The sequence below is a fragment of the Streptomyces sp. NPDC087901 genome (assembly GCF_044742205.1).
GTDB lineage: Bacteria > Actinomycetota > Actinomycetes > Streptomycetales > Streptomycetaceae > Streptomyces.
In genome coordinates this window covers 223,360-237,173 of the sequence record NZ_JBIUUC010000012.1, presented here as the reverse complement: position 1 = coordinate 237,173, position 13,814 = coordinate 223,360, and the positions used below count along the sequence as shown (strand labels likewise).

General features: G+C 72.0%; 10 protein-coding genes and 1 pseudogene. 2 read left to right on the top strand and 9 right to left on the bottom strand.

Annotation, left to right across the window (positions count from 1 at the left end; genetic code table 11):
- Nucleotides 1–96: 96 nt before the first annotated feature.
- The 4 genes and pseudogenes from ACIOEW_RS30835 to ACIOEW_RS30820 all read right to left on the bottom strand — a co-directional run.
- Nucleotides 97–1,017, bottom strand: coding sequence for a LysR family transcriptional regulator (locus ACIOEW_RS30835; protein ID WP_362548277.1), 921 nt, complete (start codon nt 1,015–1,017; stop codon nt 97–99).
- 58 nt (nt 1,018–1,075) lie between these two features.
- Complete coding sequence (locus ACIOEW_RS30830) at nt 1,076–2,269, bottom strand: glycine C-acetyltransferase (protein WP_350991266.1); 1,194 nt, start codon at nt 2,267–2,269, stop codon at nt 1,076–1,078.
- 95 nt (nt 2,270–2,364) lie between these two features.
- The gene (gene tdh, locus ACIOEW_RS30825) at nt 2,365–3,393 is read right to left on the bottom strand and encodes an L-threonine 3-dehydrogenase (protein WP_362548274.1); all 1,029 of its coding nucleotides are present in this window, start codon (nt 3,391–3,393) and stop codon (nt 2,365–2,367) included.
- A 292-nt stretch (nt 3,394–3,685) separates the two neighbouring features.
- Nucleotides 3,686–3,952 (bottom strand): annotated as a pseudogene (locus ACIOEW_RS30820) (SDR family oxidoreductase); the annotation flags it as partial.
- A 167-nt stretch (nt 3,953–4,119) separates the two neighbouring features.
- On the opposite strand from ACIOEW_RS30820, the gene ACIOEW_RS30815 reads away from it, so the two are divergent.
- On the top strand, nt 4,120–4,707 hold the full coding sequence (locus ACIOEW_RS30815; RefSeq protein WP_362548271.1) for a helix-turn-helix domain-containing protein: 588 nt from the start codon (nt 4,120–4,122) through the stop codon (nt 4,705–4,707).
- Nucleotides 4,708–4,758: 51 nt separating this feature from the next.
- On the opposite strand, the gene ACIOEW_RS30810 is transcribed toward ACIOEW_RS30815, so the two are convergent.
- On the bottom strand, nt 4,759–5,778 hold the full coding sequence (locus ACIOEW_RS30810; protein WP_401967702.1) for an SMP-30/gluconolactonase/LRE family protein: 1,020 nt from the start codon (nt 5,776–5,778) through the stop codon (nt 4,759–4,761).
- Between the two features lie 181 nt (nt 5,779–5,959).
- Here ACIOEW_RS30810 and ACIOEW_RS30805 point away from each other — a divergent pair, with 181 nt between their 5' ends.
- Nucleotides 5,960–7,750 (top strand): flavin-containing monooxygenase, encoded by a 1,791-nt coding sequence (locus ACIOEW_RS30805; RefSeq protein ID WP_401967699.1) that lies wholly within the window; start codon nt 5,960–5,962, stop codon nt 7,748–7,750.
- A 7-nt stretch (nt 7,751–7,757) separates the two neighbouring features.
- On the opposite strand, the gene ACIOEW_RS30800 is transcribed toward ACIOEW_RS30805, so the two are convergent.
- From ACIOEW_RS30800 to ACIOEW_RS30785, 4 genes are all read right to left on the bottom strand, one after another.
- On the bottom strand, nt 7,758–8,594 hold the full coding sequence (locus tag ACIOEW_RS30800; protein WP_401967697.1) for an alpha/beta fold hydrolase: 837 nt from the start codon (nt 8,592–8,594) through the stop codon (nt 7,758–7,760).
- A gap of 71 nt (nt 8,595–8,665) precedes the next feature.
- A complete protein-coding gene (locus ACIOEW_RS30795; protein ID WP_401967694.1) occupies nt 8,666–10,777 on the bottom strand; it encodes a bifunctional serine/threonine-protein kinase/ABC transporter substrate-binding protein in 2,112 nt (703 codons plus the stop codon).
- Nucleotides 10,778–10,783: 6 nt separating this feature from the next.
- Nucleotides 10,784–12,928 carry a bifunctional serine/threonine-protein kinase/ABC transporter substrate-binding protein gene (locus ACIOEW_RS30790; protein WP_401967692.1) on the bottom strand — a complete coding sequence of 715 codons (2,145 nt, stop codon included), beginning with the start codon at nt 12,926–12,928 and terminating at the stop codon, nt 10,784–10,786.
- A 16-nt stretch (nt 12,929–12,944) separates the two neighbouring features.
- Nucleotides 12,945–13,748 (bottom strand): hypothetical protein, encoded by an 804-nt coding sequence (locus ACIOEW_RS30785; protein WP_401967784.1) that lies wholly within the window; start codon nt 13,746–13,748, stop codon nt 12,945–12,947.
- Nucleotides 13,749–13,814: the final 66 nt, after the last annotated feature.

The following is a 13,814-nucleotide window of genomic DNA, read 5'->3' as shown; positions in this document are numbered from 1 at the left end:
TCCTCTCGTCACCGGGAAGCGGGAAGCAGGAGCAAGTCTGGCCGGTCGGCCGGGAACGCGGTGCGGATTCCGGAGATCCGCGGCGGACCCCGGACCTCAGCCCGTCCTGAGGACGTCGTCCCCCGCCGCCCCCGCCAGCGCCTCCAGCACCGGGGCGATCAACGGATGGGCCTCGGTGCCCCGGCGTACCGCCGCGAAGACCCGGCGCGTCGGTGCGCTGCCCTGCACCGGGCGGACCACCACTCCGGTCAGGGTCATCCCGCGCAGCGCCGATCGCGGCACGAGCGCCACCCCGGCGCCTGCGCCCGCCAGCGCGACCACCGCGTGGAAGTCGTCCGAGGAGTGTTCGAGGTTCGGTGCGAAGCCGGCGTACTCGCACGCCAGGACGACCACGTCGTGGCAGGGGTTGCCCGGGTAGGGCCCGATCCACGCGTCCTTCGCCAGGTCGGCGACCGCCACCTGTTCCTGGCCGGCCAGCCGGTGCCCGACCGGGAGCACCGCGTCGAACGGCTCCGAGTACAGCGGTACGCGGGTCAGCCGCCGGTCGTCCTCCCCCGGTGCGCCCCGGTACTCGACGGCGACCGCCACATCGACCTGCCGGTCCAGCACCTTGGGGACGCTCGCGTCCCCCTCGGCGTCCTGCACGCGGACCTTGATGCCGGGTGCGGTCCGGGCCAGGGCGGCGATCGCGGGGGCGAGGACCAGGCCGATGCCGGTGGCGAACGCGGCGACGGTGACCGTACCGGCGTCGCCCGAGCTGTAAGCGGCCAGTTCCGCCTCCGCCCGCTCCAGCTGGGCCAGCACCGCGTTGGTGTGGGTCAGCAGGATCTCCCCGGCGGGGGTGAGCCGGGCGCCGCGGGCGCCCCGCTCCACCAGCCGGTGTCCGGTCTCCTGCTCCAGCGCGGCTAGCTGCTGGGAGACGGCGGAGGGGGTCAGATACAGCGCGGCGGCCGCAGCGGTCACCGTGCGGTGGTCCGCCACCGCACGCAGGATGCGCAGCCGCCGTGCATCGATCATGTGACCTATTGTCCCAGGTCGCGGGGGCGTCCCGGACGCCCCCGCGAACGCTCGGGAACTACTCCCCCAGTGCCGCCCGCGCGTCGACGAAGGCGTCCACCGCACGGTTCACGTCCGCCGTGGAGTGGGCGGCGGACAGCTGGACGCGGATACGGGCCGCGCCCTGCGGGACGACCGGGTACGAGAACCCGATCACGTACACACCGCGCTCGAGGAGCAGCTCCGCCATCCGGCCTGCCTTCGCCGCGTCCCCGATCATCACGGGGGCGATGGCGTGGTCGCCGGGCAGGACGTCGAAGCCTTCCTCGGTCATCCGGGTACGGAAGAGCGCGGTGTTGGCGTTGAGCTGCTCGCGCAGGTCGCCGGCGGACTCCAGCAGGTCGATGACCTTCAGCGAGGCCGCCGCGATGACCGGGGCGAGCGAGTTGGAGAAGAGGTACGGGCGCGAGCGCTGGCGCAGCAGGGCGACGATCTCGGCGCGGGCGGCCACGTAACCGCCGGAGGCACCGCCGAGCGCCTTGCCGAGCGTGCCGGTGATGATGTCGACGCGGTCCATCACGTCGTGCAGTTCGGGGGTGCCGCGGCCACCGGGGCCGACGAAGCCGACGGCGTGCGAGTCGTCGACCATGACCATGGCGTCGTAGCGCTCGGCGAGGTCGCAGATCTCGCGCAGCGGGGCGACGTACCCGTCCATGGAGAAGACGCCGTCGGTGACGACGAGGCGGCGACGCGCCCCGGACGCCTCCTTGAGCTGCTTCTCCAGATCGGCCATGTCGCGGTTGGCGTAGCGGAATCGCTTGGCCTTGCACAGCCGGATGCCGTCGATGATCGAGGCGTGGTTGAGGGCGTCGGAGATGACCGCGTCCTCCGGGCCGAGGACCGTCTCGAAGACTCCGCCGTTGGCGTCGAAGCAGGAGGAGTAGAGGATCGTGTCCTCCTGGCCCAAGAAGGAGGAGAGCCGCTGCTCCAGCTCCTTGTGGACCTCCTGGGTGCCGCAGATGAAGCGGACGGAGGCCATGCCGTAGCCCCAGCGGTCCAGCGCCTCGTGCGCGGCGGCGATCACGTCGGGGTGGTCGGCGAGGCCCAGGTAGTTGTTGGCGCAGAAGTTCAGCACCTCACCGGGGCGGCCGCCCGCGGTGACGGCCACGGTCGCGGACTGCGGGGTGCCGATGACGCGCTCGGGCTTGTGCAGCCCGGCGGCCTCGATCTCGGCGAGGGTGGTGCGCATGTCGTCGCGTACGGAGTCGAACATATGGATGTCTCCCAGCTGGGTACGGAAGCGGCCGGACGGAAGCGGCAGGAGGTCGGGCGGCAGGAGCGGGTGGCAGGAGGCCGGACAGCAGCAGGTCAGACGGTCCAGTCGAGGATGACCTTGCCGCCGCGTCCGCTCGCCGCGTCGTCGAAGGCCGCCTCGAAGTCGCGGTAGCCGTACCGGCCCGTGATCACGGGGGCGAGGTCGAGGCCTCCCTCCAGCAGGACGGACATGGCGTACCAGGTCTCGTACATCTCGCGGCCGTAGATGCCCTTGATCGTGATCATGGAGGTGACGATCCGGGACCAGTCGACGGCGAAGTCCTCCGACGGCAGTCCGAGCATGGCGATCCGGCCGCCGTGCGTCATGTTCGCGATCATGTCGCGCATCGCCTCGGGGCGGCCGGACATCTCCAGCCCGATGTCGAAGCCCTCGCGCAGTCCGAGCTCCCGCTGCCCGTCGGCGATGGTCTGCTCGCCGACGTTGAGGGCGAGGCTCACGCCGACCTTGCGGGCCAGCTCCAGGCGGGCCTCGCTGACGTCGGTGATCATGACCTTGCGGGCTCCGGCGTGCCTGGCGACGGCGGCGGCCATGATGCCGATCGGGCCGGCGCCGGTGATCAGGACGTCCTCGCCGACCAGCGGGAACGACAGCGCGGTGTGCACGGCGTTGCCGAAGGGGTCGAAGATCGCGGCGATGTCCAGGTCGACGGGGACCCGGTGCACCCACACGTTGGACGCGGGCAGCGCGACGTACTCGGCGAAGGCCCCGTCGCGTCCGACGCCGAGTCCCAGCGTGGAGCGGCAGAGGTGACGGCGTCCGGCCAGGCAGTTGCGGCACTTGCCGCAGACCAGGTGGCCCTCGCCGCTGACCAGGTCACCGACGGCGATGTCGACGACGTCGGAGCCGATCGCGGCGACCTCGCCGACGAACTCGTGGCCGAGGACCAGCGGGGTCCTGATCGACTGCTGGGCCCAGCCGTCGTAGTTACGGATGTGCAGGTCGGTGCCGCAGATGCCGGTACGGAGCACCTTGATCAGCACGTCCGAGGGACCGGTCTCCGGCTCCGGCACGTCCATCAGCCAGAGTCCCGGCTCGGCCTTCTGCTTCACGAGTGCCTTCACGGCTGCGGCTCCCTGTACCTGGTACGGCGTTGATGTCCCCGGGCCGGGGGCATGCCAGAGGAAGCCTGCGGCCCGGGGAAGTGTGAGAGGGACGGTGACAGCGCGCTCGACCGGCTGCCGCGCACCATCCTCCGCCGTCACGGAGAAATCTGCCGTACCCCGCGCCCCAGGTCCATCGAGGTTTTCTTAAGCGCGCCCGCAGCTTGGCTTCACGCCCTGCTGTACGGGCATGGGGGCACTTGCTCCGTCCGGGGGACGAACACCGGGGCAGGGGTACTGCCCGGGTGCCGGCTCACACCGCCGCCCAGCCGTCGTCCACGGGCAGGATCGCCCCGTTGATGTTGCTCGCCGCGTCCGAGGCGAGGAACAGGATGGCCGCGGCCTGCTCCTCGGGCCGGACCGGGCGGCCGAGGTTGACGAAGTGGGGGCCCAGCGCCGCCGGGCCGTGCGCGGCCGGGTCCGCGTTCGCGACGATGCCGGTGGCGGTGCCTCCCGGAGCGATGGCGTTCGTGCGGATGCCCTGCTTGCGGTACATCACCACGAGGTTCTTGGTCAGTCCGCACGGCGAGCAGACCGGGCACGCAACGGCGGAACGCGAGCTGGAGGCGACCCTGCGTCAGGCCCTCGCCGCCGCCGCGGAAGGGGTCAGGTAGGACCGCCCGGTGGAGCCGGAAGGGGCGGAACCGGCGCGGCGGAGACCAGGCACCTGCCCGTTACCCTGACCGGATGACCCAGCACCCCACAGCGGCCGGGCGGAGGCCCGCGAACCGGGGGCCGAAGGCCGCCGCCGGCAACCGGGCCGCCCTGATCTCCGCCGCCCGGGAGATCTACGCGGCGCACGGTCTGGACGCCCCGCTGTCCGGGATCGCGCGCAGGGCCGGGGTCGGGCAGGCCGTTCTGTACCGGCACTTCCCCGACCGGGACGCCATCGCGGCCGCGGTCCTGGAGGAGAACGTGCGTCAGATCGAGCAGGCGGCCGGCGAGGATACGGCCCTTGCCGAGGTCCTGGGAGTGCTGACCTGGCACCTGACACAGTCGGCGGCCTTCATCAGCCTCCTGCACGCCGACGAGGCGAGTGGCCACCCGCACACCCGCACGTTCGCCCGGGACATGCACGACCGGGTCGAGCGCGCCCTTCGGGGGCGCCTGCCCGAAGGCCACCGGCTGGGGACGCCGGACGACCTGATGCTCGCCGTCTCCATGGTCTCCGGAGCCGTCACCGGCCCCACCCGCGAAAAGCGTGAACACCGGGCGCTGGCGGCCTGGGGCCTGCTCGGCGTCACGGTGGGACCGGTGCGCCCCTTCGAAGGGTGATGGGACCGGTGCGCCCCTTCGAGGGGTGAGGGGACAAGGGGCCGGGCGGGGTCAGCCGCCGTTGGACTGCCGGATGCCGTCGGCGAGCGCGTCGAAGGTGTACAGGTAGCCGCCGGCGGGTCCGCTGACGGTCATGTACGCCTTGGTCCCGCCGGGTGTGATCGCCACATTGGTCGCCGACTCCAGCCCTTCGGTGCGGGCCGGGACCTCCACCGTCGCGAGGCGCTCACCGTACTGGCTGTACACGGCCATCGCGGGCCGGCCGTGCAGTGCCTGGTACAGGTTGCCGTCGGCGTCCACGGCGATCGAGTCGGTCTGGGCGATGCCTCCGTCGACGCGGACGGCGGTGTGCCTGCCCGCCATTCCTGGGCGCTGCTCGACGGGGAGGTAGGAGATCCGGTTCTCCGTCAGCTCGCTGATCCACAGCCCGCGGTAGTCCACGTCGAACGAGATGCCGTTCGTCGCCGAGAGGCCACCGGCCAGCACGGTGGCGTTCCCGCCGTCACGGCCGATGCGCACCACGCGCCCGCGTGCCTCGCCCTCGGACATGCCGAGGGCGTCGCTGACGTACAGACTGCCGTCCGGGCCGAAGGCGATGTCGTCGGGCTGCATCCGGGCGCCGTCGACCTCGCCGGTGAAGAAGATGCGCTTGTCGCTTCCGTCCGGCGCCAGGGAGACGATCTCGCCGTGGGTGATGTCGGACAGGTAGAGCCGCCCGTCGTACGGGCTGAACTGGGCCGAGGTGTACGTCCCCCGGCTGTCGGTGAAGACCTTGCGCACCGTCTTCTTCCGGACATCCACGCGCAGCACCTTCGGCTTCCCGGCGGGTGCGGTGACGTCGACGACGTTCAGCTCGCCGTCCTCGCCGAAGACCGGGCCCTCCAGCAGAGTCATCCCGGTCTCCTCGTGCACCGTGGTCAGCCGCATGTGTTCACGGGCGGTGACGGTCCTGCCCGAAGCCGCGGAGTCCGCCGCCTCGCCGGGGGCGTACATCTCGGTGCCGCACCCGGTCAGGGCCAACGTGCCGAGCGTGGCGAGCACGGTCAGCGAGCGGTTCCGGAGTCGTCGCATGAGGGGTCCCTCTTTCTGTCCGAAGATCGACGTGCCCCCGCACTCTAACCGGACAGCACTGTCCGGTTGTTGTTACGGTGGGGAAGGCCGCCCGCTTCCAAGGCAGTTCGGCAGCCCATGGACGGTTCGGCCCACAACTGACAGACGCACAGACGACGAAGAGAAAATCGAGGCCCCCCACATGACGCCGCCTCAGACACCGACCCCCGACGAGCTTTCCGCGCTGCGCCGCCGCTACCGCCGCGAGCGGGAGCGCCGCGTGCGGCCCGACGGCCCCCGCCAGTACCGGGGCACCGACGCCGAGTTCGGCTTCTACGCCGCCGACCCGTACGTGGAGGAGCCGGCCGAACGCGAGCCGCTGCACGACACCGTGGACGTCGCCGTCGTGGGCGGCGGGTTCGGCGGCATCCTCGCCGGAGCACGCCTCCGTCAGCAGGGCGTGGAACGCGTCCGCGTCATCGACGAGGGGGGCGACTTCGGCGGCACCTGGTACTGGAACCGGTACCCCGGCATCCACTGCGACATCGAGTCCCACGTATACCTGCCGATGCTCGACGAGACCGGGTACGTACCGCGGTGGAAGTACTCCCCGGGAGAGGAGATCCGGCGTCACGCCGTCCGGATCGCGGAGAGGTTCGACCTCCGCGCGGACGCCCTGTTCTCCACCACCGTCACCGCTCTGACCTGGGAGGAGAGTTCCCGCACCTGGATCGTGACCACCGACCGCGGCGACACGTTCCGGGCGACGTATGTCGTCACCGCCACCGGCACCCTGTCCGATCCGAAGCTGCCGGGGATACCCGGCATCGAGGACTTCACGGGGCACACCTTCCACACCTCCCGGTGGGACTACGCCTACACCGGCGGCTCCCCCGAAGGCGGCCTGACGGGGCTTGCGGGCAGGAGCGTGGGTGTCGTCGGCACCGGCGCCACCGGTGTGCAGGTCATTCCGATGCTGGCCGAGGACGCCGGGCACGTCTACGTCTTCCAGCGCACCCCCTCCACGGTGGACGTGCGCGCCAACCACCGCACCACGGCCGATGACGTCGGCGCGGACCGTGAGGGCTGGGCCGGCGCCCGGCGCGAGAACTTCCTGCGCATCGTTTCGGGCGAGGCGTTCGGCGAGGATCTCGTGGCGGACGGATGGACGTCATCGGCGGGTCTGCTGGAGAAGCTGCTGCCGAGCTTTCGCCGCCCCGGCGACCGGGAGGAATTCGAAGCCGCCTACGAGATCGCCGACGCGGCGAAGATGAACGAGGTACGGACCCGTGTCGAGCGCACGGTCACGGACCCGGCGACGGCCGAGGCGCTCAAGCCCTGGTACCGGTATGCCTGCAAGCGTCCCACCTTCTCCGACCTGTACTACCCGGCGTTCAACCGCAGCAACGTCACCCTGGTCGACACCGCGGACACCCACGGCATCGAGCGCATCACCGAGGACGGCGTCGTCGTGGGCGGCACCGCGTACCCACTCGACTGCCTGATCTTCGCCACCGGATTCTCCGTGGGCGTCTCCGGCGTCCTCTCCGGCAGGCTCCCTGTCCACGGCCGGGGAGGCACCCAACTGCTCGACGCCTGGGGGCAACACGGCATCCGCAGCCTCCACGGCTTCACCTGCAACGGCTTCCCGAATCTGATCCAGATGGGTTCACTGCAGAACGCGAGCAGCGTCAACTACACACACATTCTCGACGAGCAGGCCGTGCACGCCGCCGCCCTCGTCGCTTCCGCCGAAGACAGGGGCGCGCTCCTCGAACCCTCCCGCAAGGCCGAGGACGCCTGGCTCGCCACCATGACGCAGGGTGCCCCGGACCACGAGTGGTTCCACGCCGAGTGCACTCCCGGCTACTACAACCGTGAAGGGCGCGGTCGCCCGAACGGCCCGAACGCCTATCCGCACGGCGCCACCGCCTTCCACGAACTCCTCCGCCGCTGGCGGGAGAAGTCGATGGACGAGGTGCTCACCCGGTAGGGCGCCCTCAGCCCTTCCGAAGGAACTCCCGCAGATGCCGGGCAAGTTCTTCCGGCTGGTCCTCCGGGATCAGGGTGTAGCTGTCCGCGATCTCCACCAGCTCACCCTTGGGCAGCAGTCCGGCCAGCCGGCGGCCGTGTTCCGGCGGCATGACCTTGTCCTCCGATGCCCAGGCGACGAGCGCCGGCCGGTCGAAGGTGCGCAGGGCCTCCGCCCAGCGCAGAAGCTCGGCCTTCGGCGGCACGCCCAGGACGTACTTCCGCAGGTCCCGGCGGATCTCCTTGGATGTCCACAGCGGCCGGAACCAGGCGTCCATCACCGCGTCCGGTACCGGCCGCTTGCTCATCCGTCCCCACGTCATCGGCAGCCGCCGCATCGGCGCGATCTTCAGCAGGGTGAAGGCCACGTTCAGGCCGCCGGGCATCTTGGCGGAGGCGTACAGGTTGTTGCCGGGCAGGCCGGGCGGGAAGTTGTCGAAGGCCTCGCAAGAGGTGATGACCAGCTTGCCGATCCGCTGGTCCCGGCCGTCCGCGACCAGGGCCTGGGCACCGCCCCAGTCGTTCATGACCAGGGTGACGTCGGTGAGGTCGAGCGCTTCGAGGAACTCCGCGACCAGCCGAGCGACGCCGAGGACCGACAGGTCGGCGTCGGGCCGCATCGGCCTCCGGTGGCCGCCGAGCGGCAGCGTCGGCACGATGCACCGGTGGCCGTCCCGCAGTTCCGCGACGACGTGCCGCCACAGCGAGCCGTCCATCGCCACGCCGTGGAGCAGGACCACGACCGGCCCGTCCCCGCCGGTGTCCTCGTACTCCACGACACCTGCGGAAAGCTCCAACTCGGCCATTCGGTACTCCTCTTCGGTGGGTCCCGTACTCGTCCTCCCACGGTACCCAGGGCGGGCGGGGAACCTCTGGCTCATACCGATGCGTACGGCCCCAGGAAGCGGGCCCGTCCCTTGTCGACCCGGTAGAGGAAGATGCCAGTCGCGTAGAGCACCTGGCGGGTGCGGTAGAAGGACAGCCTCCGCGTGATGCCCTGGTAGTCGGTGCGCAGAATCCTCGCGGCCACCCCCTCGCGCGGGGCGGTGGCGCTGGTGGTGCGGCCGGCCTGCGCGATCAGCCCCACCGCGTCGTACGCCTCCGCCGCCCACGTGGCGGGTGGCGACCCGAACCGTTCGCGGTGCGCGGCGGTGAACGCCTTGGCGGAGGACAGGGCCGACGGGTCGGTGTACGCCTCGGCGAAGACCCAGCCCTCGGCAGCCTTGCCCGCTTCCCGGAGGAAGGCGGGGGCGAGAACGGGGCCGATCGACAGGCCCGTACCCGTGAAGCCGGCGGCGGCGAGGTCCTTGGCGCAACGGGCGCCCCGGGCTACGGACGATCCGACGTAGATGACCGCCCCTGCTCGGGCTGCGACCGCGGCCCCGGCGGCGGGGGCGAAGTCGCGGGCGGTGGCCTCGACGCTGTGCACGGTGAGCGTGGTCCCGTCGATCGCGACGTCCCGCATGGCGTTCGTGATGGCCCAGCTGTACTGCGCTTCCGCGCGGTCCTCGATGAGGAAGGCGTGCTCGACCGGCTCGACGTGGGAGAGGTAGTGGGTCAGCCCGATGGACAGTGACGCGTCGAACGGCCGCAGTACGCAGAAGGACTTGGCATCCGCCCACTCGGCGGTGGTGGAACGGGCCGCGACCACGACCTGGGCCAGGCCCCTGTCCTCGTACCGGCTGACCACGCTTCCGTCCGCGACCTCCGCAGTGGGCCCGATGACGGCGAGAACCGAAGGGTCGGCGGCAATCCGGTCCGCGACGTCGAGGGCTCGCTCGGCGTCACCCGCGTCGTCCTCGGTACGCAACGTGAGCGTGAACGCTTTGTCCGTACGGGCGTTGTGGTCGTCGATCGCCAGCCGGGCCCCGCGCTCATGGGCGACGCCGACGGCTTTCCCCGGTCCGGTCAGGTCCGCGTGCAGGGCGATCCGGTAGGCGGGAAGGGTGCGGGGTGCCGTTCCCGTGCCGCCGCGCCGGGCGGCGGCCACCCACGCGGCCGTCCCTCCGCCGGCGAGGAGCACGGCTCCGGCGGCTCCGGCGGCTCCGGCGGTGAGCACGCGCCGCCGGGTCGGGCGCGGCGGCCCGGAGTCCTGGACGACCGTGGGTGGTTCGGGGTCGGGGAGGGCCAGTGCGGCGGCCGAGCGGGCGGCGACCGCGGCGGCGAGGCCCGGCACCTCCCAGCCCTCACCGCTCCCGGCGAGTTCCCGCGCGACCGCCCTGGCGCCCGGCCGGTCCGCCGGGTCCTTGGCCAGGCAGGCCGTGATCAGGGGCAGCAGCGCAGCCGGCACCCCCGCCAGGTCCGGCTCCTCGTGCACCGTACGGAAGAGGACCACGGCCGGGGGGCCCTGGCCGAACGGGCGCCGCCCGGTCGCCGCGTACACGAGCACGCAGCCCAGGGAGAACACGTCGCATTCCGGCCCGAGCGGCCCCGCCGAAGCCTGTTCGGGGGCCAGGTAGCCGGGCGTGCCGATCACCGAGTCGGTCGCGGTGAGCGCGGTGGCGCCCTCGTGACGGGCGATGCCGAAGTCGATGAGCCGGGGGCCGTCCAGCGCGAGGAGTACGTTGCCGGGCTTGACGTCGCGGTGCAGGAGGCCCGCGTCGTGCACGGCGGTGAGCGCTTCGGCCAGGCGGGAGCCGAGCGCCCGGACCGTGGGCGCGGGCAACATCCCCTGCTCCTCCACGACTTCGCCCAGCGAGGGGCCGGGCACGAACGCGGTGGCGAGCCAGGGCTCCGGGACCCCGGTGTCCGCCCCGGTCACCGGGACCACCCACGGCCCGGTGATCCGTGCCGCCGCCTCGGCCTCGCGACGGAACCGGGCCCGGAATCCGGGGTCCGCGGCGTGCTCGGAGCGGATCACCTTCACGGCGGCGAGTGTGCCGCCGGAGGAGCGGCCCAGATAGACGACGCCCATGCCGCCCGCGCCGAGCCGGACGAGGGTGCGGTACTCGCCGATGGTGCGCGGGTCATCCGAGGTGAGCGGGTGCATGCCGGATCAGGCCGTGGCCTTCGGCGCGGCGCCCAGGTAGACAAAGCGCCCGTTCCGCACACCGTAGAGGTAGGCGTCATCGCCCCCGGTCCGGTGGTCCTCGTCGAAGGTGTACGTGCGGGAGACGCCCTGGTACGTCGACGCGGCGATCTTCGCGACGAGTGCGCTGCGCGACGGGCGCTTCGGGCGGGCCGCGGTTCCCTTGGCGAGAGCGGTCACGGCGGCGATCACCATTCCGGCCGCGTCGTACGCCTCGGCGGCCCAGTGCGCGGGTGCTGTGTCGAAGGCGGCGCGGTGGGCCGCGGCGAACTTCTTGGCCGCGGGCGTCGCCGGGTCGATGTAGGGCGCGGTGAACTCCCAGCGTTCGGCGGCCGGTCCGGCGTCCTCGATGAAGCGCGCGTCCATGGCCGTGTGCATGGCCATCCGGGGACCTTTGAACGGAGTGGCCGCGAGCGCGCGTGCGGTGCGGGCGGCGCCCGCCGCGTCACCGGCGTAGAAGAAGGCGTCGCTGGCGTGCGCGAGCATGTCCTCGACCACGGGTGCCAGGTCCTGCGTGCCGGCCGGGATCACGCGGGGATAGGTGGTCCCGGTGGTGATCTGGCCCGTCACCATATTGGTGAGGTAGCCGACCTGGTAGGCGGACTGGCCGCCGACCCGGTCGAGCAGCACCCCGAGCCGTTCGACATCGGGCCGCAGCACCAGTCGTCTGACGATCGGCTGGGCCAGCACGGCGTCGGCGGGGGCCGCCTGGAAGAAGGACTTCCTGGACCGGGCTGCGTAGGTGAGCTGGAGCGAGGACACGGTGATGAGCGGCAGCATCGCCTCGTCGTACGCGCCGAGGACGGCTTCCGTGGCGGCGTCACCGGTCGGGCCGACGACGGCGAGCACGTCCCGGTCGCGGGCGAACTGATCGGCGGCCTTCGCCGCACGGCCGGTGTCACCCCCGTCGTCGAGGACCTTGACGGTCAGGGTGAAGGGCTTGCTCCTACGGGCGTTGAACTCCTCGACGGCCAGCCTGACCCCGCGCTCCTGGGCCTGTCCCGCTGCTTTCCGCGGCCCCGACAGATCGGCCTGGACGCCGATGATCCAGGCCCGCTCGGCGGATGTGACGGCGGAGCCGTCGTTGTCGTCGGTCAGCCACTCCCGGACTGCGAATCCGCCGCCGGCTGCGACCACCAGACCGGCGCCGGCGATCAGCAGCGCTCTGCGCCGCCCGGGTCCGGGCGCCGGCGTGGTCCCGGCGACCGTCGGGTCGATGTCGGGCAGCTCCAGCATGGCGGCGGACCGTTCGGCGATCAGCGCCACGACGTCCCTGGGCAGCCAGTCGACGGTGCCGTGGGGCGCGTCCTCGGTGATCCGCGTGTCGAGGTCCTCCGCCGTGGGCCGCGCACCGGCGTCCTTGGACAGCATCGCGGCGAGCAGGGCCTGGAGTTCGGGATCGCCGGCCCCCGCGAGGTCGGGCTCGTCGTGGACGGTGCGGTAGAGCAGCGCGTCGACGGCCCCGCTGCCGAACGGAGGGCGCCCCGTCGCGGCGTACGCGAGGAGGCAGCCGAGGGAGAAGACATCGCTCGCGGGCCCGGCCTCCGTGCCGCCCCCGGTGGCCTGCTCCGGGGAGAGGAAGCCGGGGGTGCCGACGACGAGATCGGTGGCGGTGAGCGCGGTGGCGTCGGCGGCCCGCGCGATACCGAAGTCGATCAGGCGCGGCCCGTCGACGGTGAGCAGTACGTTGCCAGGCTTGACGTCGCGGTGGACAAGTCCTGCCGTGTGTACGGCGGTGAGGGCGCGGGCCAGCAGACGACCGAGCACCCGGACGCTGCGTGCGGGCAGGGGTCCGCACCGGGCGACGGCTTCGGACAGGGCGGGTCCGGGCACGAACGCGGTTGCCAGCCAGGGCTGTTCGCCCTCCGTGTCCGCGCCGGTGACCGGCACGGCCCAGGGGCTGTCCACACGTCGGGCGGCCTCGACCTCGCGCCGGAAGCGGGTCCGGAAATCGTCGTCGGAGGCGTACTCGGGCAGAATGACCTTGATCGCGGCGAGGGCCCCGGCGTCCGTGCGGCCCAGATAGACGACTCCCATGCCGCCGGCGCCGAGCCGCCCGAGCAGCCGGTGTCCGCCGATCCGTGGGGGGTCGGAGGGGCGCAGCTTCTCCATCACGCTCTCCGCTCTCTCAGCTCTGCTTCTCGACTGCGGCCCCGAGCCGCAGCAGCATGGTGGAGTGGGCCTGGTTCGCCAGCACGTCGATCTCCTGCTGGCTCCAGCCCTTGGCCCCCTTGCCCGTCACGGCGACGGTGAACTGGAGGCTCTGCGACAGGTACCAGGAGTACGGGTACGGACCGCCGCCGAGCTCCGCGTTCTGGTACTCCCCGGACTCCAGCAGGAAGTCCTCGGCACTGTCCATGACGCCCTTCTCCTGCCCCAGCGAGGACGCGATCATCGACCCGATCAGCTCGCCCTGCCGCAGTTGCTGTGTGGGGCACCGCATCGTCTCCTCCACCGATTCGGCCATCTCCCAGCGGGCGTCGTCGCGGGTGCGGTGGACGGTGACGACGGCGGAGAGCCGCATCGGCCCCTTGCCGCCGGCGGCGGGCACCTCGAAGGAGCGGCTCAGGGTGGCGAGGACACTGCTCGCCGGCTTCTGCTGTCGCCAGATGCAGTCGGTGCCGAGGACGGGCCAGGTGGCCGGATCACTCTCGTACGGGCTCCGCTTGACGACGCCGGGGCCGAAGGTGGCGGGTTCCGCGATGACGCGGCCGATGAGGTCGAGGGCTTCTTCGGGGGACGTCGGCAGTCTGGCCGGGTCCGCGTCGATGACGCCGGTGTCGTCGGGTTTCTCGCTGGTTCTCGCGCCGGGTTCCGCACGAGCGCTTCCGGTCGCGGAGGCGCTCTTCCCCTCCCCGCCGGGACTTCCGCCTCCGCCCGAACAGGCCACCAGCACCAGTGGAGCCAGTACCAGCGCTCCGTATCCGCGCATCGTCCTCGCGCACGCCACGATCGACCACCCCTCTCCCCCGAAGGCCGCACCGATCCTATGATCGCG